This is a genomic window from Arthrobacter terrae, assembly GCF_015708085.1.
GTDB classification, from domain to species: Bacteria; Actinomycetota; Actinomycetes; order Actinomycetales; family Micrococcaceae; genus Arthrobacter_M; species Arthrobacter_M terrae.
In genome coordinates, this window is record NZ_JADNYM010000005.1 from 138,606 (window position 1) to 159,118 (window position 20,513).

Annotated in this window: 31 protein-coding genes; 20 read left to right on the top strand and 11 right to left on the bottom strand. The window is 62.4% G+C overall.

Annotation, left to right across the window (positions count from 1 at the left end; all coding sequences use genetic code 11):
• The first annotated feature begins 54 nt into the window (after positions 1 to 54).
• The 10 genes from IV500_RS05025 to IV500_RS05070 all read left to right on the top strand — a co-directional run bounded on the left by IV500_RS05025 (position 55) and on the right by IV500_RS05070 (position 5,529).
• The gene (locus IV500_RS05025; protein WP_196395717.1) at positions 55 to 552 is read left to right on the top strand and encodes a hypothetical protein; all 498 of its coding nucleotides are present in this window, start codon (positions 55 to 57) and stop codon (positions 550 to 552) included.
• Positions 549 to 1,199, top strand: coding sequence for a hypothetical protein (locus IV500_RS05030; protein WP_196395718.1), 651 nt, complete (start codon positions 549 to 551; stop codon positions 1,197 to 1,199). Before IV500_RS05025 ends, IV500_RS05030 begins: the two co-directional genes overlap by 4 nt.
• A 374-nt stretch (positions 1,200 to 1,573) precedes the next feature.
• The gene (locus IV500_RS05035) at positions 1,574 to 1,981 is read left to right on the top strand and encodes a hypothetical protein (protein ID WP_196395719.1); all 408 of its coding nucleotides are present in this window, start codon (positions 1,574 to 1,576) and stop codon (positions 1,979 to 1,981) included.
• Entirely contained in the window at positions 1,974 to 2,735 is a 762-nt protein-coding gene (locus IV500_RS05040) for a hypothetical protein (RefSeq protein WP_196395720.1), read from the top strand. Before IV500_RS05035 ends, IV500_RS05040 begins: the two co-directional genes overlap by 8 nt.
• A gap of 8 nt (positions 2,736 to 2,743) precedes the next feature.
• Entirely contained in the window at positions 2,744 to 3,430 is a 687-nt protein-coding gene (locus tag IV500_RS05045; protein WP_196395721.1) for a hypothetical protein, read from the top strand.
• Between the two features lie 47 nt (positions 3,431 to 3,477).
• The gene (locus IV500_RS05050) at positions 3,478 to 3,798 is read left to right on the top strand and encodes a hypothetical protein (RefSeq protein ID WP_196395722.1); all 321 of its coding nucleotides are present in this window, start codon (positions 3,478 to 3,480) and stop codon (positions 3,796 to 3,798) included.
• Between the two features lie 68 nt (positions 3,799 to 3,866).
• Positions 3,867 to 4,304, top strand: a complete 438-nt coding sequence (locus IV500_RS05055; protein WP_230854509.1) for a hypothetical protein — start codon at positions 3,867 to 3,869, stop codon at positions 4,302 to 4,304.
• A gap of 8 nt (positions 4,305 to 4,312) precedes the next feature.
• Entirely contained in the window at positions 4,313 to 4,651 is a 339-nt protein-coding gene (locus tag IV500_RS05060; protein ID WP_196395724.1) for a hypothetical protein, read from the top strand.
• Entirely contained in the window at positions 4,651 to 4,875 is a 225-nt protein-coding gene (locus tag IV500_RS05065) for a hypothetical protein (RefSeq protein ID WP_196395725.1), read from the top strand. Before IV500_RS05060 ends, IV500_RS05065 begins: the two co-directional genes overlap by 1 nt.
• Before the next feature lie 147 nt (positions 4,876 to 5,022).
• Complete coding sequence (locus tag IV500_RS05070) at positions 5,023 to 5,529, top strand: hypothetical protein (RefSeq protein ID WP_230854511.1); 507 nt, start codon at positions 5,023 to 5,025, stop codon at positions 5,527 to 5,529.
• A 100-nt stretch (positions 5,530 to 5,629) separates the two neighbouring features.
• On the opposite strand, the gene IV500_RS05075 is transcribed toward IV500_RS05070, so the two are convergent.
• A complete protein-coding gene (locus IV500_RS05075; RefSeq protein WP_196395727.1) occupies positions 5,630 to 5,950 on the bottom strand; it encodes a histone-like nucleoid-structuring protein Lsr2 in 321 nt (106 codons plus the stop codon).
• 69 nt (positions 5,951 to 6,019) lie between these two features.
• Between IV500_RS05075 and IV500_RS05080 the strand changes: the two genes are divergently transcribed.
• The 6 genes from IV500_RS05080 to IV500_RS05105 all read left to right on the top strand — a co-directional run bounded on the left by IV500_RS05080 (position 6,020) and on the right by IV500_RS05105 (position 8,225).
• Positions 6,020 to 6,577, top strand: coding sequence for a hypothetical protein (locus IV500_RS05080; protein WP_196395728.1), 558 nt, complete (start codon positions 6,020 to 6,022; stop codon positions 6,575 to 6,577).
• A gap of 42 nt (positions 6,578 to 6,619) precedes the next feature.
• Entirely contained in the window at positions 6,620 to 6,979 is a 360-nt protein-coding gene (locus IV500_RS05085) for a hypothetical protein (protein WP_196395729.1), read from the top strand.
• Between the two features lie 2 nt (positions 6,980 to 6,981).
• A complete protein-coding gene (locus IV500_RS05090; RefSeq protein ID WP_196395730.1) occupies positions 6,982 to 7,320 on the top strand; it encodes a hypothetical protein in 339 nt (112 codons plus the stop codon).
• 28 nt (positions 7,321 to 7,348) lie between these two features.
• A complete protein-coding gene (locus tag IV500_RS05095) occupies positions 7,349 to 7,600 on the top strand; it encodes a hypothetical protein (RefSeq protein WP_196395731.1) in 252 nt (83 codons plus the stop codon).
• On the top strand, positions 7,597 to 7,770 hold the full coding sequence (locus tag IV500_RS05100) for a hypothetical protein (protein WP_196395732.1): 174 nt from the start codon (positions 7,597 to 7,599) through the stop codon (positions 7,768 to 7,770). Before IV500_RS05095 ends, IV500_RS05100 begins: the two co-directional genes overlap by 4 nt.
• Before the next feature lie 80 nt (positions 7,771 to 7,850).
• Positions 7,851 to 8,225: a hypothetical protein gene (locus IV500_RS05105; protein ID WP_196395733.1), complete on the top strand. Its 375-nt coding sequence runs from the start codon at positions 7,851 to 7,853 to the stop codon at positions 8,223 to 8,225.
• 35 nt (positions 8,226 to 8,260) lie between these two features.
• Here the strand turns inward: IV500_RS05105 and IV500_RS05110 are convergent, their stop codons facing one another.
• The 7 genes from IV500_RS05110 to IV500_RS05140 form a co-directional block, all read right to left on the bottom strand.
• Complete coding sequence (locus IV500_RS05110; protein ID WP_196395734.1) at positions 8,261 to 8,545, bottom strand: hypothetical protein; 285 nt, start codon at positions 8,543 to 8,545, stop codon at positions 8,261 to 8,263.
• Entirely contained in the window at positions 8,542 to 8,841 is a 300-nt protein-coding gene (locus IV500_RS05115) for a hypothetical protein (RefSeq protein ID WP_196395735.1), read from the bottom strand. Before IV500_RS05115 ends, IV500_RS05110 begins: the two co-directional genes overlap by 4 nt.
• 11 nt (positions 8,842 to 8,852) lie before the next feature.
• Positions 8,853 to 9,104 (bottom strand): hypothetical protein, encoded by a 252-nt coding sequence (locus IV500_RS05120; protein ID WP_196395736.1) that lies wholly within the window; start codon positions 9,102 to 9,104, stop codon positions 8,853 to 8,855.
• A gap of 228 nt (positions 9,105 to 9,332) precedes the next feature.
• On the bottom strand, positions 9,333 to 9,635 hold the full coding sequence (locus IV500_RS05125; protein WP_196395737.1) for a hypothetical protein: 303 nt from the start codon (positions 9,633 to 9,635) through the stop codon (positions 9,333 to 9,335).
• A 104-nt stretch (positions 9,636 to 9,739) separates the two neighbouring features.
• Complete coding sequence (locus tag IV500_RS05130) at positions 9,740 to 9,997, bottom strand: hypothetical protein (RefSeq protein ID WP_196395738.1); 258 nt, start codon at positions 9,995 to 9,997, stop codon at positions 9,740 to 9,742.
• On the bottom strand, positions 9,994 to 10,413 hold the full coding sequence (locus IV500_RS05135) for a hypothetical protein (RefSeq protein ID WP_196395739.1): 420 nt from the start codon (positions 10,411 to 10,413) through the stop codon (positions 9,994 to 9,996). The genes IV500_RS05130 and IV500_RS05135 overlap by 4 nt, the downstream gene beginning before the upstream one ends.
• A gap of 49 nt (positions 10,414 to 10,462) precedes the next feature.
• Positions 10,463 to 10,666, bottom strand: a complete 204-nt coding sequence (locus IV500_RS05140) for a hypothetical protein (RefSeq protein WP_196395740.1) — start codon at positions 10,664 to 10,666, stop codon at positions 10,463 to 10,465.
• A gap of 65 nt (positions 10,667 to 10,731) precedes the next feature.
• Here IV500_RS05140 and IV500_RS05145 point away from each other — a divergent pair, with 65 nt between their 5' ends.
• Positions 10,732 to 11,199, top strand: a complete 468-nt coding sequence (locus IV500_RS05145) for a hypothetical protein (protein ID WP_196395741.1) — start codon at positions 10,732 to 10,734, stop codon at positions 11,197 to 11,199.
• Positions 11,200 to 11,269: 70 nt separating this feature from the next.
• Positions 11,270 to 11,860 carry a hypothetical protein gene (locus IV500_RS05150; protein WP_196395742.1) on the top strand — a complete coding sequence of 197 codons (591 nt, stop codon included), beginning with the start codon at positions 11,270 to 11,272 and terminating at the stop codon, positions 11,858 to 11,860.
• 528 nt (positions 11,861 to 12,388) lie between these two features.
• Here IV500_RS05150 and IV500_RS05155 read toward each other — a convergent pair.
• Positions 12,389 to 13,600, bottom strand: coding sequence for a pentapeptide repeat-containing protein (locus tag IV500_RS05155; RefSeq protein ID WP_196395743.1), 1,212 nt, complete (start codon positions 13,598 to 13,600; stop codon positions 12,389 to 12,391).
• Between the two features lie 1,861 nt (positions 13,601 to 15,461).
• On the opposite strand from IV500_RS05155, the gene IV500_RS05160 reads away from it, so the two are divergent.
• Both IV500_RS05160 and IV500_RS05165 read left to right on the top strand, forming a co-directional pair.
• On the top strand, positions 15,462 to 17,930 hold the full coding sequence (locus tag IV500_RS05160; protein WP_230854512.1) for a type IV secretory system conjugative DNA transfer family protein: 2,469 nt from the start codon (positions 15,462 to 15,464) through the stop codon (positions 17,928 to 17,930).
• The gene (locus IV500_RS05165) at positions 17,924 to 19,321 is read left to right on the top strand and encodes a hypothetical protein (RefSeq protein WP_196395745.1); all 1,398 of its coding nucleotides are present in this window, start codon (positions 17,924 to 17,926) and stop codon (positions 19,319 to 19,321) included. Before IV500_RS05160 ends, IV500_RS05165 begins: the two co-directional genes overlap by 7 nt.
• Here IV500_RS05165 and IV500_RS05170 read toward each other — a convergent pair whose 3' ends face one another.
• Together IV500_RS05170 and IV500_RS05175 are read right to left on the bottom strand one after the other, a co-directional pair.
• The gene (locus IV500_RS05170; RefSeq protein ID WP_196395746.1) at positions 19,322 to 19,948 is read right to left on the bottom strand and encodes an RES domain-containing protein; all 627 of its coding nucleotides are present in this window, start codon (positions 19,946 to 19,948) and stop codon (positions 19,322 to 19,324) included.
• Positions 19,945 to 20,457, bottom strand: a complete 513-nt coding sequence (locus IV500_RS05175; RefSeq protein ID WP_196395747.1) for a hypothetical protein — start codon at positions 20,455 to 20,457, stop codon at positions 19,945 to 19,947. The genes IV500_RS05170 and IV500_RS05175 overlap by 4 nt, the downstream gene beginning before the upstream one ends.
• Positions 20,458 to 20,513: the final 56 nt, after the last annotated feature.

A 20,513-nucleotide genomic window follows, 5' to 3' on the forward strand; every position in this document is an offset into this window, starting at 1 on the left:
CCTCTGGAGGAGTGTGCGATCCGCCCCCTACCGGCTGAGATGAAGGAAACCCCCGTGACCCTCTCCTTTTACTGCTTCCACGCCCCGACGCCGACGCCGGCCACCCACTGGCTGTGGGCGCCAGGGGACCATTGGTACGCTCTGGCCGACACAACCCTGGAAGACTGGGTCGGGACCAAGCGAACCGTCCCGCAGCGGTGGATGATCCGACCTATCGGTAACGTTCCGACGTCTGGAACAATGCATTGGCGGAACGCCGAAAACGCTGAACACTCCGCCAAGCTCAGCTACTCCCCCGTGCACCACCATCGTGCCCTCCTTGAGGAAATCCTGCCCGACAAGGACCTGGCGGCCGCCGTCCTGAAAGAGTTCGTCCTCGTGCCCAGGACCATGCTGCCCCACGCAGCGATAGTTGATGACGTCGGCACGGTGCAGGCCGGATCACAGGTCTATCCGTCCACGATGGACACGGACCTCCTCCGTATGAGCGCCGGGGCGACCCTGGCCATCGCCGACTTCATTGACGCGTTGTCCGAAGAGAGCACCCCATGACAGCAGTCCTCGACTTCGTTGACACCGCTGCCGTCGTCCTCGCCGGTCACCCGATATACACGTGGAACAAATCCGGCACCCGGATCCGGTGTGTCGGCCAGGGTTGCGGCGCCATCCTCGACTCAGCAGGCGGGGATGACGGCGCCACCCTGGTTTTCGCCCGTCACCAGGCCGAGCAGCTGCCGTCCCCTTTCGGCACGGAAACACCCGCACCGGTGACCGCTGTGCCGGTCCCTGATCATGCGGGCACCGTGGAACCCGAGCCAGAACCGGCCCGTGTGCCGAATCCGGCAATCAACGAAACATCAGGAGAACCCGTGGAAACCGCTGTCGAAGAAAAGACACTCAAGATCCGCCGCGACACGAAGGCGCTGGCCGCGACGATCGCCGAGGTCAAGAAAGGTGACCGGGTCACAGCCTCCTTCAAACATCCCCGTTACGGGGACTTCGCCGTCGAAGGCACCGTCATCAAGGGTGGGGCCGGGGTGGACAACAACCAGCTCATCGTCGGCGGCTGGTACATCAACCTGAACGAGCGTGCCGGGAAGTACCTTCAGGAGCTCATCATTGTGGCGGCCGCGGGGAGCCACGAGTTCGCCATACCGAAACCCTCCGAAGCCACCGAGCACGTCGGCATCGGAGGCTGAAACCGGCAGGTATCGCTGGCCTTTACGCCAGATCAGACCTCCATGGTGGGATTAGCCGACGTAATGCCCGTACGGGCAGGTAGTGCTCCCCCGCACGACCGCGTGACCTTCTGAGCAGACCAGCTGCGCCCGTGGAGCTCTGCCGCGCAGGACGTTGAGGAAGTCCTTCGCGGAACGGCCGGCCTCATTGGTTCCCTCCTCAATCTGCCCCCACCTCCCTTTAGCCGGTGGGACCGCAGTTTCCCCACGTGGTTCTGCTGTCTTGCCGAAAACCCTATCTTTCCAACCCATCGCTACCATCACCAATCTGCGTTTGAAGGTAGCTGGATGGTACGCCTGCCGGCGCCGGGGAGGAATAGGTGAGGGAACCGGGGATGTCCGCACACATGGGGTCTATGACCGATAATGAGTACACACCCCGGATGCGGGCAATGGACCGCATCGCCCGATCCATCGCCGAACACAGGTCTGTCCGGCGCACCAATGGCATCGGTTCGACCTGCAAGAACCCCGTCTGCAGGGGCGTCATCTTCCTGAACCTCAACGACTGGTACCGGCACCAGGCCGCCGTGCTGGTCAACGATCTGCAGCGCGAGCTGGACTTCTATACCGAAACCGTTCATGAGGACGCCCGCGCGGAAGGCCGCGAAGCCACCGCCGAAGAACTGTCCGCCTTGGCCTCCCAGTTCCTAGTCCTCGGCTCGGTACCTTCCCTGATCCGCGCCGCTGACGATCTCCTGTCAGCCGGAACCATCCAGAAAGGCTCCAAAGAAGATGTCTGATTTCATCGAGCTCCGCAACGGAGTGCCCTTCAAGCTGGACAGCAAGACGATGCGGCTGGACGTTCGACGCAACGGCGAATTTGAGTTCGGCGGCCCCGGATGCTGGCTCATGAACCCCGCGTTCGGCCAGTTCCCCTACGACGATTGGGAAATGGTCCCCCCGTACCCGACCAACCCGTTCAACGACGAGATCGACCCGACCGTGGTCGCCGTCCTCGTGAAGAGGTCGAAGCGGTACCGGACCGCCCTGGCTGCGCGGGCCTTCATCAAAGCAAAGGACCTGCATGAGGAAGCCGGCTCCGTCGGTCTACGTGCGCTGTTCCGCTCGATGGGCGGCATCATCATCCAGCCTGGCGGGCTTACCGAGCGGGACGCCGAACGATTTCCGGGGCGGACCGCCCGAATCCACGGGCCCGGCGACATCACCTTGTTCTTTCAGGACGGCGATGGTCAAGCCCGTCGCCGCGAACTCGTGGCCCTGACCATCGCCGTCCAGGAGCTGCGATGGGAAACCTACGAGGACTGCTACAACCACGGGCCCCTGGATCTCTCCTTGGGCGATGCTCGCCGAGACCACTTGGAAGCCCATCTCTTCGCGGCCATGCTGCTGGTCCCGCAGGAGGACGCTGCCCGCGCGGTTGACATCGCTGCAGCCGAAAAGATTGGTGCCGAACTGCGGGTCGACCCGGACACCGTCCAGGACGCCCACCAGCTGTGGCACGAAATCACCCATCCGGAACAACCGAAAGCCTGAGGACCGCCGTGACAGGACCCCACCCCCGCGTCTGGGCCACCGCCACCGACGAACTTGACCCGGTCAGCAATCTGATAGGGCATGCGGTGGCCCGCCATTTCAGCGACGCGACAGGCAGGACTGAACACGAGCCCGAAGCTGGGGACCTCGACCTGGCCTTCAGCATCAACAGAGCTTTGACAGCAGCAGGCTGGGGAGACCTGCGGTTCTTGGCTAGGGCCTTCACTGACAAGGCACGCGCCCATGACAGCATCGCAGACCGGTGGTCCACGGAGGACCGCGAACAGGCTCTCATCGACTCAGGAACCGCGGCCGGCTATCGGGGCGCGGCAGAACTTGCCATCAAACCCCTCGGTACTCAGCCGGCCAGCCTGTCCGCAGTCTTGGCCCTGCACTCCCCCGTCCGTCGTTACCAGGCCTCATCCCTTGACCGGATCACTTACCCGACTGCCGAGCGTGCCTACCAGATGAACTGGAACGACAGAATGCGCGGCTACGAATCCATCGCCCTGGGCCGTGCCGAGGATGCACCTTTCATTGAGGTCTGCACCGAATGCTCCCGTGTGGAGAATTCGTTCGACCTTGGCGGAGACCGCTACCCCGACGATCATGACGATGAGCAGGACGGTACCGAGCTGTCCATGGAAGCCTCCCGCTGGCCATGCGCAACGTACGCCGCCATCGCAGGTGTCTGATTGGTGCGTGGTTGCCCTTGGCGCTGCTCGGGTGCAACGATCAGAAGATGACAGCCGATGACCGGATCAGCACGGAGTTTCCTCTGACACCCGGGGCCGACGGCGACCAGGACATTGTGACCCTCTGGTCGGTCCACCTGCCGGGGACCCTGAATTATGAGGCAATCGCTGTGCGCTCCCACATCAGCGGCGCCGACGGCACCGGCCTTGAAGCTGAGACTATGGACCCCATCACCATCCTGAAAGGGGTCGGCGACGGCTCTCATCTGGCGTTCTTCCACGAGCGGGCGCTGATGGAGCTCGACGAACGCAAAGCCACCGATTACCGGGTTGCCGACCTGTTCGCACCCCAGGAGGAATGGACCTAACCTGTCGCGGACCCAGTGACCGGTTTCACCCGGTGACGCCGGACATGTCTTCCGCACACATACCAGGCATGGAAACTTTTTACGGCAATGTCAGCACTCTCGAGCGGTTCTTCTCCTACGGCCCCGACGGGCAGCTGCAGTTCGAACCGTTCAACGACGCCTATGGTGCAGTGCACCCGGACAGCGGACCGGGTACCGGCGAGAACGACGTCGAGCTCGTCCTCAACGATGGCGAGTTCTTCCAGGTCCGCGGCTTTTACCGCGCCAGCGACGGCGGGAATTTCCTCAATTACCGTGACGCCTACAGGAAGGCCATGGGCAGCGGGGAGCAGGGCAGCCTCGCCAAAATCGTCATCGTCGCCCAGGACGGTTCCACGAACGTTACCGCCCAGGCCGCCGACGGCACGACTGTCATCATGGGCCACAACACGACATGGCGGACCATCTCCCTTCCACGGCGCATCCGGTTCCTCAACCGTCCGGCCACCCGACCCGGAACTGACTAGAAGGAATCATGGACCTGAACATCGTCGACACCAGCTACGGCCGCGACAGCCTCTCCGCCCGGCTCACCCAAACCGCGCACGCCCAGATCCCCCACCCAAGGCAGCCTGCCCGACACACCATCTTGCAGGTTAGTATTCTCAACGCGGCCCTGGACAAGAACTCCCACGCCAAGATCAGCGTCCTCAACCGTGCGTCGATGGAGTGGACCGAACTGCTGTCACTGACTGCCAGCGAATGGCGCTCCAACGTGCCCAACCCGACCGGCTCAGCCACGGACTCACAGGCCGCCATGGAGGAACTGGCCGCGTCCCTGTTCAAGCGTGCCGAGCGGATCCTCGGCTACTGATGACACCGGCCAGGCGCCGCTTCCCGGTCAGCGTCTACACGGTTGCCCTGGGCATCATCGCCGTCAGCTTCGGCGGGTACCTCACCTTCCGGTGGCCGGTCGAATGGTACGCGCTGTCTCTCGTGGCAGCACTGCTGCTCAGCGACCTCGGATTCTCTCTGGCCGAACGACGCCGCAGGAAGAAGGCCAACGTCACGCTGTCGCCGGTGCCCGCGTTCAAGTAGTCACCGCGGAGAACAGGGACGGGGTCGAAGTGGCGCTCGGTGACACCGTGGTCTGGGAGCCCATATCGTTCCAGAGCCGGATCACCGTCCTGGCGTGACCCAGCAGCTTCGGTGAGGGCCCGTACCCGTTCCGCACACATGAGGGTCATGAAACACACACCTGACCCGCGCGCCAACGGTATCTCCACCAACGACTACTGCAAGCTCCTGCTCCGCCAGCGCTACTCCCATGAAGCCCGCGGGAAAGTTCTGCTGCTGCCTTCCAGCGGACTCGTCGTCGTCCCGTTCACCCACCACAACGGCGGCTGGGACGTCGTTGTGGTCGAAGGCCACGGCAGTTACCCCGTCGGTGGCTACCACCTCTCCGTCGGGGACACAGAAATCGAAACCGCCGTCGAACTTACCCTCGGCGAACCCGTCCCGGTCCGTTTCGTTCAGACCATCGGCGAGGCCGAGGACCTCCCGGATGGCACGATCATTCTCACCCGTGAAGGGCGGTCGCTTCGTAAAGGCACCGACGCCGACGGCACCGTTTGGACTTCATTCCTGAAAACCCCGGTCCGCTCAGCCGACCTAAGCGATGTGCTGTTCCCGGCGAAAGTCTATGGGGCGGTGCCGGTGAAAAAATCGCCGGATGACCAAAAATTGAAATAACTGGCTGTTGATATAGCCTCAGTCATCTCCTGGCCCAATCCGGGATTGTCACCGGCAGCACCAGCTCCGGCCGAAAAAGAAACCTGTCACCCCTGGAGGCTTATGCGGCCTGGGCTGCCAAGAATTTTTCGACAATATCGGACTTGATACGGCCGCGGGGGTTGACGTTCATGCCGTTGGCCAGAGCCCAGCGTCGTACATTCTTCGTGTCTGGACCCCCGGTGGACGGTTTCCGTGCCGCGGCGACAGGCTTAGTCCTGGCTGCGGCAATGAAAGGTGCCAGGGCGTCCCGGATCTTCTGTGCGTTTTCCTCTGTCAGGTCAATCTCATAGGAGACCTTGTCGAGGCCAAATTGAATTGTCTCGCTGGCGGTCGTGCCGTCGAGATCATCGAGTAAATGAATTGTTATCTTTTGTGCCATACATCAAGACTACCTAAAAGGGTGGTCAGTACTTTTATGCAATCATGAACGAACCGGACGAAAAGAGCGATGAACGAAAAACTGTGCACCCTCCCCGAATCGTCGAAGATATACCTACCCGCGATGGTTTTTCGCTCACTTCAGCCCGCGGTACTGGAAGCCTATTTGGATGAACGTGCCAGGGCTGAAGAAGGATTCAACGCAAAAGTGGCCGCCTACAGTATCACTATCGGCGGACGGGTCCCTTTAGTGGACACCTTTTCTTCCGGAGACCAGATGGTGCGCGGTATGCGGCTACTGTCTCCCACGGAAGAGTTACCGGCCGGCTGGCGGCGGGACGGATGCTATTCGGCTGTTCCTGCGCTGCGTACACCGGAAGGGAAGAAAGCTGCCGCGGTTCTCGCCGGTCTGCAGCTTCCCGGGCCCAGCTTTCCGGGCGCTCCAACGCACCTGACCGGGTTGGACGGCTCGCGCGTCATCCCCAGGCTGCAGCGGGCAGCCTCCGCCGTCTACCTGACCCTGGCTTCAGCTGTCAGCGGTCCGGAAGCAGCCCGCATCGCCGGCACTCATTGGGCCCGTGTCCCCGTCCAACAGATCACCGCAGCCGTCCTCCTGGAAGCGGCCTGATATCCGGAGAGGGAAACGCCCGGCTCCTTACACATAGGGGACATGGACATCGAGAAGAACAACACTGCGCAGACCGGAAGTGGCCACACCCTCGCACAGCATCCTGTGCCAGCCCCCGGTGGCGACGGACCGGGAGAGCGTGAGCTGAGCGCACGGGACACAATAGCCCGCGTCATCGTCGCCGCGTACGGCGAGAACAGTGACGAGTGCCCGTGCGAGCAAGACCTGGACGTTGCCGACGCAATCATCGCCTACCTGACAGGTGAGGCAGCAATTAAACGGACCGCCAAGGCGATTCTGGCAGCACCAGCCGACTACCCCGGCGAAGAACAAGCCCTGGAATGGGCGAAGTACCTTGCCGGCGCAGCCGTGGCCGCGTTGCTCGGCGGTGAACAGGGATGAGCATGAAGATTCAGACCAATCCGGACCTAGACGATACGGACTCGATAGGTCTGCACAAAGCTCTTGAAGCACTCTGCACCCTGTCCGAAAACCAGGCAGGGAGACGTGGCGACACAGCCAGCGTCAACGTTGCCGACCTCCGCGTCATCCTGGCCGCAAACCCGGACAACGCCAAAACCGAGATCCAGTGGGGAGCGGTGTTCACAGACGGCGACGCCGTCATCGCGAAAAGCTTTGCTGACGCAGTCTTGTACACCAAGTTCAGTTGCTACGCAGCAAGCCGGCAGAAAATCACCGTCCCGGAATCCGTCGTCTACACGCCCTGGGTGGCGGCGCTATAACAGTCCGCGGATTTCGCCGAGGAGCCAAGTGAGCACGCCACAAGACGAACTGCCAGCCGAGATCGTCCGCCAGTGCTGCCCGTACAAGTCCTGCACCACCAGGCTGTACCTGGTAATGGAAGCAGTCCTGGACCCGGAGAGTCCGACCGGAGCTTCCGTGGCGTACTATTACCGCCGCGAAAGCAACGACAACGGATACTGGGGTCCATGCGCCGCGGATGAGATTCGCGTCTACCTGGCTGATCTCAGCTATCTGCCCACGAAGCACGCAGAGCAGTGAGCCCTGTTGCCGAGCGGGCAGAAGCCACAGGACGTGGTCTGGGACTTGCCGGGGTCTTCGACTTTGGCGCGGCAAGGAAGCCGGCGATCGTCTCCGAGACGAATGCCGGGCACAGCGGCATCAGCGTCCACTGGCTTCGCTCCCAAGCCGCAAAGCTCAGAGGACAGTAGCACCGGCCGGTGCCCGGCAGATTCCTCCTGCATGGAGGGAGGTGGAGAGTTACACGTGCAGATCCGCACACATAGAGTGCATGGATGTCCCCGCTCTCACATACCGCCTACTCTGTTCGTCGCTGCCGGACGGCACACCTTTCGCCGACCTGGCGACGCCGTCGGTGGCGCGCAACCGTTGCTGGGATGCTGTCGACCATATCTCACGGGACAAGGCCGTTGCGTCAGCGGTGCACAAGGCGCTTGGGGTGACGTGCCCGGCCGGAGACCATTACGCAACCGCGGTGACCGGCAGTGACGGCCGCGAGGTCATCATCGACTTCACAGCCAGGCAGCTTGATCCGGAAGCTGCGTTCCCGCTCGTTACCGATCGGTGGACCTGGCAGCTAATGGTTGAACGCGCCCTCAAACGCCAGACCATTTTTACCGACGACGAATATTCTTCAGCTGCGTAGCTTGGTGCCCCCGGCGCCAACACCGGTTCGCGACCCTATTGGGGAAGATATTTGTGGCCCCTATAGGGTGACCCGAGGTTCCTCATGACCGTCATGGCTTCCGGTTCGGTCATCAGCGCGAGGGTTTCCACCCGGTACGCGCGGGCCATTCCCGTGCCGAGCATAACGCCTACGACCCGGTGAAGGACAGAGCCGTCGGAGAGAGACTGCAGGAGCGCGGTGGCCGCTGTTTCAGTGACCAGGTCGACGGACTGGACCCGGTACGCTTTTGTTTCGCTCGGGTTGACCGTCACCGCCCGAACGAGACGGAAACCACTCATGCCGGCTCCGACCCCTCAGTCTCCGGCCCACGGTCAAGCACCTTGATGCTCGCGGTGCCGAAATAGCGGACGATGGGCCCACTCGAATACGTTGATTCATCGTTGCGGCCGCCCGGATCCAGCAGCAGCCACGGATCACTGCCAGTGCCGGTCCTGATAAACACTGACGGCCAGGCAGGGTTGCTGCGCTCATTGAGCGCCTTGATGATCGAACCAACCGGCAGGGAGTCGAGCAGGGCAACCGCTGCGTCGAGCTTCTCTGGGATCTCGTTGGGAGTCAGGATGAGGTTGGTCATGGTTTCCTTCTTTAGGAGTTTGTCGGGAACTGGCGGCGGCCGGCGCTGGTATCGCCGTCCATCGCGCGCATCGTCGTGGCGGCGAACCGGGCGGACATATCCTCCAGGTGACCGCGGATGGCTGCGTGGATACCACGGGTGATCGGGTCATCCGATTTTTCCAGCGTGGCGGTTACGTCGTCGATTTCACCGGCCAGCCATTCCAAGATGGCGGGCGCTGTCATCACCGGGGTACGGGGTGAAGCGGGAAACATATCGCTCATGGGTCCTCCTTCGCGGTCTTTTGTTGTAGTCGAGGCGGTGCCGCAAATGTTTAGCGGGGCTACCAGCACCCACCTGAAAATGCTTCAGGGTTTTTTCGTCGAAGACGATGTCGTCCGAGGTGTTCTCGTGGGCGGATCGCCGCACCTTGTTGAGGGCAGCGAGGGCAGGCTTGACCTGCCTGATTTCTTCGGCGCTCATGATCCGCTCGCGAATGTCGTCGCTCAAGATCAGCGGACTCTCCGTCGGAGCATGTCTTTGACGTTGCTGATCTTCCGTCCGACGACGAACGTCCACCACGACGGATCCAGGTTTTTGAGGACGCTCGGCAGGACGTAGATCCCGCAAGTCACGCACCGGTACATTGTCCAGTGCGGCTTGTAGAGGCGCTCCCATTTGTCGGAGTCGTCACCGAACTGGACGGCCAGTGACCCGCCTTCGCAGCCGCTTTCCCCAGGTCCGGACTTCCATGCCGGACCGGACCAGCCAGGGCAGCGGTGTGGTTTGTCGTAGTTGGAGCGGGAAAACTTCACCGTGGTTCCTTCTTCTTGTGTCGCGGCCAGGAAGTGCCCGCCACTCGTATGTGTGAGGCGGGAGCCATCGGTCTCACCGGTGGTGTCAGCCGGCCACATGCCGTTTAGGCAGCCTGACGTTCCGGGAGCAGCTCCTCCAGCCATGGAGGTGCCGGCTCCACCTGGTCCCGCCATGCTTTTGCCTGGGTCTTCGAGATCCGTTCCGCCACCCCGGCGCGTTCCCGTGCAGCGACGAGAACAACGTATTTGACCCCGATGATGCCGGGGACATGGCGGTCCATGTGGACCAGGCGTCCTTGTCGCTCAGCACGCCGTGCCCGCTTGATCTCCATCGTCTCGGCGCGGGTGAGTCCCTGCTTCATTTCGCTGCCTCCTTGGGCGCGGGCATCACAGGGGTTGCTGGTTGGTGGCTCATGACGGAATCCTTCAAAGATTGGAGGGTGGGATAGACATCGAGGTTCTGCCAGTAACTGACCTGGCCGGTACGATCCCACTCGTTGGGGCAGTCAGTTGCGGAGCAGAGGATCTCCACGGAGTCGTCATTGTTGACCAGGGCGATAATCGGCGCACCACAGCATGGCGAGAGGATCGGCAGCCGGTTACGCTTGCGGGCCTCCGCGGCGGCAGACTGTTCGTCCGCGAAGCAGTCATCGTTGACAAACTTATAGAGGTGGTAATGAAATTTCTGGACCTCGACGGCGACGACTTGGCCCGTTTCGGGATGCTCAGCCAGACGGTAATGGGGTTCGCGGCTATCCAGCAGATTGTTGTTCTTCATGGACCTCATGTGTGCGGCGGAGTTCGCCTGTCTCACCGGGTGTTAACGATCACGGCATACCGCTACAGACTTTGATGATGGAGAAGGTCAAAGCAGTTACGTTCAGCAGCACCATGACGGCCACACCGACGCGCAGCAGTGTGCTCTGGCCCAGGTAGGGAGCGAGCTTCCCAAAGTACCGGTCCTTGAAAGTGACAGCCGAGCCGTCACGTATATCCAGAGCAGGCTCGAGAGCTTCTGTGTGATTCTTCATGGACCCCATGTGTACGGCAGGCCCGGTCAACTTCACCGCGTCATGCAGTGGTGACATTCTCCGCCATGTCCGTACACATAGCGGATATGGAACTCAGCGAAGCAACCCTCACCGAACAACTTCACAGCCCGTCACCACTTCACCACCTGTCCCCGGCAGTGCGTGCCCCGTGGCAGACCCCGATGGTCAACTTCGTCGGCTACATTCTCGTCCCCGCCGGCCGAAGGGACTTCCGTCTGCGCCGATGGATCAACACGGTCGCCACCCCTCCGGTTATCCATCCGACGTTTGCGGCCGCGGCAGTCCACATCCGCGCAGGCTTCGTCATCCGCACCGTGGGCGTGTGTGTTGAAAGCGATGCAACATACCAGGTCAACGGATTCGACTTCGTCGACTACGCCTCCGCATACAGCCACGCTGCGACCAACGGGAAGCTGACCGACATCGTTGTCATGGTCCCCCGGCCCGGGCATGCGAGCATAATTTTTCCGCTCAAATACCGGATCACTCTCCTCCGCGTCCTGGAAGGCTAACTGGACTGCTCTTGGTCAGGCGTCCCTGCTACCGGTGAGCGCGACCAGGCCTTCCCCACACATGGTGGGCATGACCACACGGAAGTCCGATCTTGACACCACCCCTGGGCGGCGCAGCTACGACCGACCACTTGCCCCGGCGCCATACACCGGTACCGCCGGAGACGGACGGCTCCATGCAGTCCGGGAACTACTCGACACACATTCCGACTACGGTGATGATATTGAGTTCGACGACGCCGACGGCCGCACTTACGTGCAGTCGACCTGCCGCTGCGGAGCCCCTCTTGGAATCCACCTCTCACTCGATGAGCACCAGGCGCAGGCCGTTGAAACGTACATTGATCAGGTAGTGGCTGAGCGTTTCAGGGAAACTGAGCAGAACACGGATGTCGCCACACGCACCGCAGCGTTCCTGCAAGCCGCCTCAGATCTGGACATCCCGCGCGGAGTGTTCTTCCACACCAGGGACAGGGTCGCAACCTTCGTCTGGCAGCAATGGCAGCAACACATTACCGTCCGCATCGAACGCGGCCAGCCTTACACCGTCGAGCACATCCTGAACAGACCCTCCACCCCTTTTGGCAGCTACGATCCGCAGGCCACGGCCGCCGAAGTGCGACGACTGCTGGGAATCATGCAAGACAGTGCCGAGCGATAGCGCTTCCCCTCACTGATCTGCGCCAGGGCACACGGCCGTGATCGCGGTCCCGTTACGATCAGCAGGTGAGCACTCAGCGGATCAGCGACCCACGGATGCCGGCAGACTTGCGCCGCCCCTGGATCTTGTCCTGGCCAAAGCAGTCGCTTCCATCCCAAAGCCCGCCACACTGTCCGCCGCACTGCCCGGCGGCTGCCATGACGAACCGAAACAGGACGGCTTCCGGGTCGCAGTCCATTGCGTCAACGGAACAGCCACCACCTGGCCCTGGAACGGCAAAGACATCACCAGCTACTTCCCCTTACTTGGTGAGCGCCACCTCCATCCTGCAGGTCTCTGCCGGCTGCATCCTCGACGGTGAAGCCGTCATCTGGACGGTGGACATACTCGACTTCTCCGCACAGTAGGAACGACTGACCGCCTCCCCCCGGAAAGTTCCCGCCCTGGTGAGCGCCCGCCCGGCGCCTGAGCTGTTTGGCCGCCGGTCATGGACTTGGACGCGACGTCGGACCGAACATGCCCCTTTAGTTAGGGCTGCGGCGGTCTCACCGTTGGAGGCCAAGATTCTGGCTTAACATTGGCAGGTTTCACCGTCCGTTCCGCCTCGGGTAAGGACGCGTCCCAGTCAAACTTTGGAGCCGGATCCCACTGTTTCGGGTTGTCGAACGAAACTTCTCCCGTGCCGAAGTCAGCCCTTCTGAAGCTGGTCACGACCCCGCTGAACGTCGCATCATCAAACCATGTGTGTACTGCGCTGAACGTCGCATCATCGAACCAGGCCTGGTCCCCTCTGAACGCCACACCCCTAAACGAGGTCTGCTCCCCGCTGAACGTCGCACTAGCAAATACAGTCCAGTCACCGCTGAACGTCGCATCACCAAACGAAGCCCAACCCCCGCTGAACGTCGCACCAATAAACGAGGCCCAACCCCCGCTGAACGTCGCACCATCAAACGAAGTCCACTTCCCACCGAACGTCGCACCATCAAACGAAGTCCGCTCCCCGCTGAAAGTCGCACTACCAAACACTGTCTGCCCCCCGCTGAACATCGCCTCACTAAACGAAGTCCACTCCCCGCTGAACCTCGCACCACGAATGTCCACCCTGGACTGAAACACTGCCTTGGAGAAGTCGGCGCTCTCAAGGACTGCTCCGGTGAAATCGAAGGTGCAGTCGGACCAGGATTCACGGACATCCTTCTGTAGGTGAGCGGCGATCACCCGGACGATGGTTTGGCGAACCTCTTTGTCGTTTTGCCGGTACTGATACTTGTGGGTCATTTCGTCACCGCCTCCGCGCCCCGGGGTTTTGTGCTCGAGCTGGAATTCGTGGTTAGCTCCCGTCCCTGGCGAGTAGGGCAGTCGCAAATATCCGCACAGGACGTCGACACACTGCTGCCGCTCGTGGTCCGTCGATTCGTCGGCGACACCAGCCATCGCGTACACGCCAGCGAGACGGACAGCCACATCGGGGTTACCCAACTGGCTTGCCGCGGCACCGAACCGTTCCACAAATCGGCCCAGTTCAATGCCAACCTGTCGGCGGTAGGCGACCACCAAGGCGACCACCCCGCCGACCCCGACCACTGTGGTGAAAGCGAACTGGGTCAGGTCCTTGGGATCAATCGGATGATCCGATGCAGGCAACAGCAGGTGCAGCAACAGGTACGCAGCAAAGGCAACGGCAATAGCCAGTATCACGGCGACGAGAACCGCGGTCAGGAGGTTCGCCCGTCGCATCCACCGTGACGATCTGGTCCGCCACGGCTTCACCTTGATCCAGACTGTTTTAGGCCACGGCCAGACAGCCTTGCGTAACCGCAACCACCTCGAAACGTGAACAGGTGTTGCCGGCGCCGTGGGACTCGGAGTGGATGCATCCATGCAGCCATAGTTGCACCCGATACCCGTGGCGTGGGGAACTCCGGTCCACAAAATTCTCCGCGGCCGCCAACATCACCGACGCAGACTGACCCCCTCACGCCCATCTCCCGACCCGTCCCGCGGTGTCGTTTCGGGCGCGGTAGCGCTACGGGCCGGCGTTAGCCGCAGCCCCGGTGTGAAAATCTGTGACGGCGGTCTGCGGGTTTGGCATATTAAGAGGACTCGGGGCTGCGCCCCTCGCCCTTGATGTGATCCGGCATGTTTTTCGAATTGTCCGTCGTCGTGTTTTCCGCGTTGTGGTTCTTCTTTATGTTTTGCTGGGCCTGCGGCCCGAGCTCCCGGCCTGGCGGCCGTGAGCTTGGCGGTCTGGTTGTCGTTGCGGCTGCCGTTTTGTTGGTCGTGCTTCGCTGCGCTGCGCGTCCGTGCTGCGCACGGCCCGTTGTGTTGTCCACCCCGTTTCCCGTCCTGGTTTTCCTCTTGGGGGTTCTGGCCGCTGCGCGGCCGGGGCCTTGTCTTTGTCCCGCTTTCCGGGGTCTTCGTTGTCGCTGCGCTCCACCTTCGTCCCCGTTTCGCTGCGCCACCCCCTTGGTTCCTTTTTCGCCTCCTGTTGTTCTGTCCGGTCTGCGTCGTGTTTCTCGCAGGGCTTCGCCCTGGGCCGGGTGGTCCTGCCTTTGGTGGTGTTGGTTCACCGGTGGTGGCACCTGCGGCGGGCGGTCCGGCTGTCCGGCTTGTTGGGCGTACTGGTTCACGGAGTGTTTTTCTGCCGGTGGCTGCGCCACAGGCTGCTGCGGCTGCGGTGTTGTTTCTTTTTGCGGCGTCTTCTCTTTCACGGCGGAACTCGGAGTGTTTCCCGCCGGCTGCGCCGCCACGCTTTTCGATTCGTTGTCCAGCCCGGTCTTCGACGTGTTTCACCGGGGCTTCGCCCCGGGGCAGGTGGTTCATCCGAGGGTTCTTGTTCCTGCGGAGTATGCGCCTGCGACGGGCGGTGACCGTCTCGTCCCGACACGCTCCACGTCGAGTTTCACTGGGCTGCGCGCGTCCAGGTGAACAAAAAGTTTGCGTGCCGGTGAACGAGAAGGACATCATGCACTGCGTGCCAATGGAAGCCACGGCAAATAACCGGAGCAGCGATACAAACCGTCCACGCAAAAACCCATTACGAAGCAATTCGTCTCCCACAAAGGCGAACCAGGACGAACAACAAAACAGACCACCCCCACCGCGCCGCAGGCACCCCAAAACAACCAGCAACCATCCCAACACTCCACCCACACCACCGCCGGCGCAGCCGCCACAACCCCGCACCCAAAAAAGCCGACAGCTTCAACCCCAGACGCACCCACCGCCCGCCGCAGGCGTGGTAAAAGCCCGCTGCAAGCGACACACCGGCAACAAAACCGCCCAACCCAGCCACACAAAAGTTTTTGGTGGAAGTCAACAAAAAAACCGTCACTTCCAGAAAGGAGCCGCACACAGAAGAAGTACAAGCAGCAAAGCCGCAGGCCAGTTCAGGGAACACCAAAACGCTTGCGCATGACGGTCAAACATGTTCGCAGCCGTGCATAAGATTTATAGGCCAGAAGCGGGCGCGGGGTTCCGATCCGGCCTCGGGGCGATTAGGGGATATCTGCAGCGAGCGAGAAGCTGTAAAAACCCCCAAATCCGCCTATCCGGGTCTGCAGGGCCGCATTCAGGAAAACTACGCATGTTCCAGGGTATGGAGCAACGTATTTTCCGTCTGGCCCGGGCCGGCGGCATCGACACAAACCCCACAACCTTCACCCAGCGGGCCGGGACCTTCGCATCCGCGGCCACCAACACCGGGCAGGCCACACTTCTGACCCGACGTGAAAAAACCGGACTCAACGGATACCTGATCCTGCCGGCCGCGTCTTTGGGAACGAACGCTTCACTGCACCTGGCCCACACTGTCGGTGCCCGTGCCGAAGAAACAACGATGCCCGAAGATCTCGGCGATACCCCGGCGATCGGGACGCTGAACTACAAGCCGTCCCCGGCACTGCGCGAGACCCAGTCCGGCATTGACCCGACCGAGCTTCCGCGGCTGCTGGCCAACGCCTTGCCGGAAGGTTCCTGGGTATCCGTCACGATGCGCAAACCCTCCAACAAGGAACGCAAGCATTACACGCCGTGGCTGGGCAACCGGCTCGGCACCGCGGTCCCCACCCATCACTCCACGTCCCCGACATCCGTCGTTGTCTCCATTACCGCAGGTGGCTCCTCCAAAGCGGAAGTGACCTCGCTGCTCTCCCAGGTCACCGCCGGTCTCCCCGGTTTTGACCTGGACTCCGGTGTGCGCTTCGCTCCGAAACATCACGGCCTCCTCTTCGGTTTCCCGCTCGGTCTGGTACTGGCCGCAGCCACCATGTTCGGTCTGCCGCAGCTACCCGCCGAGTACGCCGAGTTCATTCCCGCCGCAGCAACACCGTTCCTGTTCGTACTGTCCGGTATCGCCGCCGCCCTCGGACTGGCCGCACTCACCGGCCGTGTCACCTCCCCGGATTCGAAGCTTCGCAACCGGCTGGCCGGCACCAACTTCCCGGCCCCGCCTACACGGCGCGGACGTCCCCGGCCTCCCCGGAAAGAACAGAACATCAAAGGACACACAAAGGACGCGAACGGTGACCGGGTGCCCTTTGAAAAATATGTGGCCGCCTCCGATGGGGACTACCCGCTGGCGCCGGACGCGTTCATGGTCGGGCCCAACGTTGTTGTCGGCATGGTCTCCCCGCACGCCGGGGCTGTCTCCGGTGTCGCCGCCACCCGTGCCCGCGCCACCCCACCAGCAATGCTGCAGCCGATCGGTCCGCTGCTGGGAACCAATGACGACGGATCAGCCCACCTGTCCGCAGCTGCGCTTCTCTTTGGTTGCGCGATCGTCGGAAAACCCGGCTCAGGAAAAAGTCTTCTCATCCGTTCCCTGTTCGGCTGGCACTGCCTGGAGCGGGTCAACCCGTCCGACAAACCCGGTTACCCGGGCGTGAACAACGCACTGATCGCCTTCGAATCCAAAGGTGACGGCGTCGCCAAATACGTCCAGTGGGCGCACGCCCTGGGCGACAAAGTCCTGACCATCGACGTCGCCGACGCCCGCACACCGGCGATCGACCTGTTCGCCATACCGGGCGACAACGCGGCCAAAGCGGTCTTCTTCACCAACGCGCTCAAATACACGTTCGGCGCCGACGCGATCGGTGCCCGTTCTTTCCCGACCATTGTCGCCATCCTCACCGCCGCCCTGTCCGTGGACGCGCGCGTCATCGACTCCATCGAAGACCGGGACGACCGGATCCTCAAACACGGCATGTCCCCGCTCTACTACGCGTACCAGCTACTCGCCGGCACTTCCGATAAAGTCGCCGTCCAGCTCGCCACCGGCATCAAAGCCCTGGGCATCAAACTGCGTGAACGCGGGACACCGGACGAAACCCTCGAGCACGCATACATTGCCATCTCCTCCCTCTTCGAGGACCGCACCGAATCCGCGCGCCGGCCCTTCCTGGAGCCACCCCGGAACAAGTTCGAGCAGCTCCTCATCCTGGAGGACTGGTGGACCCCGTCACGCAAAAAGGTCAGCTGGACGGACATCCTTGAAGGCCACCGTTCCGTCGTCATCAACACCGGCTCCTCCCCGTCCGGCATCCTGCTGGATGATGAACAGAACCAGCAGATTTCCTCACTGCTGATGTACTCCCTGCAGAACGCACTCAAGCGCACCTGCTCCGGCTGGCTGGATCAGGGACGGTCCGTGTCCATCTTCGCGGATGAGCTTTCCCTGCTGGCCGGTACCTCCCCGGAAATCGTTGCGTGGATCCGCGACCAGGGCCGGTCCTACGGGATCCGGGCCATGCTCGCCACCCAGCGGCCCGAACAGCTCGGCGCCGCGCTGCGCAACAACTTCCTCACCTACTCAACCCTTATCTCCTTCGCGCAGACCGACGTCCAGACCGCCGCCGAAGTCGCAGCGAACGTCGGCTCCAACAACGAATGGACCACCGAAGACATCCAGCATCTGGAGCCGTACCATGTGGTGGTGCGCGCCGAAGTGGACCAGCGCCGGCAGTCAGCGTTCATCGTCAAGCTCCCCAACTTCGAAGCCGATATGTCCTCCTACGCCACCACGCAGGGGTACACTCATGAACCCGCAGGAGCCTACCCGTGGTAACCGTCGCACCCGAACGCCGCATCGTCAAAGACGGCATCCACGCCGCGATGATGCCCTCCGCCAACCCGGACGACGAGCTGGCGATGCACAACCGGACGGACCCGTACTGGGACAGGCTCTGGGCGCCGGGGTCACAAGCCAACTGGATCACCGGCTCGATCTCGCGGCACCACAGAAAGGAAGGGATAAGCAACGGGAACGCCAAGCTGAGCCTGGACCCGGAGGAGGCGCTGCGGATACTGACATCCAACCGAGGCCGCATCGACAGGTTGGCCGCATGGGGTGTCATGGATTCATGGCGCACAGTGTCATCGGAACAGCTTGCTGCCTTCACCGGCTGCCGCTACTTCCTGGATCCGAACTACTCAACCCTTGCCGCGTCGTTCGCCCTGGACATCATCGACATCGGCACCTACCCGAACAAGACCCGGCCCAGCCCCGGAATGAACCGCAACGTCATCTTCCGGACCTCCAACTCGGAATCGTTCAGCAAGATCATCGCAACAACCCTCACCGGCCCTGAGTGGCTGAGCGTCACCGCCGGGCACCCGTGGTCAACCGGCGGGCAATACGACAGGCACAATATTTTGGCTACGGAGCTTGGGTTGCGGGTCAGCGAGCATCTGAACGTAGGTGCAGTCCTGGGCGAAAAGCTCTCATCGTTTGACCTGCTCGCAGGCGCTGGATTGGGAAAAAAGCTGGCTAGCGCGGACAGCCGTCGGGCCGATGGAACGATCGTCCGAACCGACGGGATGCGCATTGTGTTCGAACTGACCGCCACGGCCTCGGCAGCTTTCGAGAACAAGGTCCGCCGTTGGGCTCAGGTGATTTCGGAGCGGCCGCTGGAAACATCAGGTCTGACGGTGGTGTTTATCGCCGCTCCGCACCCGGATCGTCCCCGGCACACGAGCACCGATCCGCGGCACGAAATCTATCGCAAGATGGCAGCCGTCCTGCGGGAATTTCCAGGCCGCGGCCAGGACTCACCTGCAGCCCGGATGGGCGTCGCGCACTGGGAGACCTGGTTCCCGGACCGGCACTTGATGAGCGAAGAATTCTTCGGCCTGCGGGCCGACTTTGCGATCAACGATGCGACCGGTCCGGACCGGTGGGCAGCACGGGATCTGCTGGGCGACTACCCCTTCACGCCGTGGCACACGTTCGATGCGACCGCAGTACTGGAGAACTCGAAGCTGCTCGCCGCCACCCCGCATTGGATGCGCAAAGGTGACCACACCCACCTGATCGGTTCGCCTATGGACCGCGCCGGCGTCGAGGTTCCGCACCCGGCACCGGCCAAACCGCACCTGTCCAAGGGCCGCCCCCTTGGTGCGGCGGTCGGTAACGGCGGCGACGCGCAACTCCCTGCCCGGCTGCGCATCCACTGGTGATCAGCGGGTAGGTGGAGGCTCCACCACGTTGGCGTGCCGGCGTTTTGTCCGCGGCGCAATCAGGGGCAGCATGCCCGCTTCCTCCATTGCCCGGTGGCCGCTCAGCTGCCGAACCACATCCCAGCTCTCCCGCTCACCGGCGTCCCCGAAGATGGCCAGACTGTTAGCCGGTCCGGTCGTGTACCGGGAGCCGTAGTGGATGCCGCCAAGCCCGGCTGTCTTGAAGGCCTCAGCCCATGAGCAGCACAATCCGTAATCCGGGCAGGTGGACAATTCGCGGTTGGCACCGAAAGAGGTGGACCGCGGCGAGTCCGTCTCAGCAAAGGCGCCGGCACCCTGCAGTGAGAGCTCACAGACGTTGATCCCATCCACGAACGCCGGGTCAATCACCCCGTGGGCCAGGAGCGGGCGCCGGGCCTTCTCCCGGACCGAGGTCTCGATATTCTGCGCCGTGTAGCAGGTGCCGGATGGGGTCTTCAGGTCAAAGCGCTGCGAGCCGTCAGATCCAAACCACCACGGCCCTTGCCCGACAGCCACGGCCCGGTACAGCTCCTCACCTTCCTCAAAGTCGGTGGCCGGAAACCCGGTCAGGTCACCGGGGTCCGACAATCCGGGGTCCGCGCTCATGCTGCCCAGACGGCGGCATCTGATGCGGCCATAGTCAACACCGGAGCGAGGGTGCGTTCGTCACCCAGCCACTCTGCCGGGGACATCCCTTCCAGCTCGTCATCAATTTTCGACGTCAGCCACAGCGCCCACGTCCACGGCGATGCCGTACCCTGCGCCAGCACAGTCAACACCTCGGTCAATCCGTTGATCACGGTGCCGTCCCGACGGAACTGCCAGGTCGGGTACAGCAGATGGTTATCCTCTGTTTTGCAGGCCAGAATCTGGAGCGCACTGGACCGTTTGCCCAGGTTCTGCCGTGTCGTGGCCAGCCACCGCTGCAGCCCGGCCGTGTCATAGAAAGGGCCTACGGCGTCCATCATGGGGTTGTTGTCCTCAACGGAAGGGAATGTCCTCACAACGTTCTGAGCGAGGAGGCCGATGTCCATACCGCGCAGAGACTTGTGCTGGCGCTCCATCTCTTCGGCCATCCGAAGAGCGAGGTCTTGGATCTCTGCCGTTCCCGGCATTAGGTTCCCCTTCCATTCCAACCGACGGTGTGTAAACCGCGTCAACCAAGGCTATC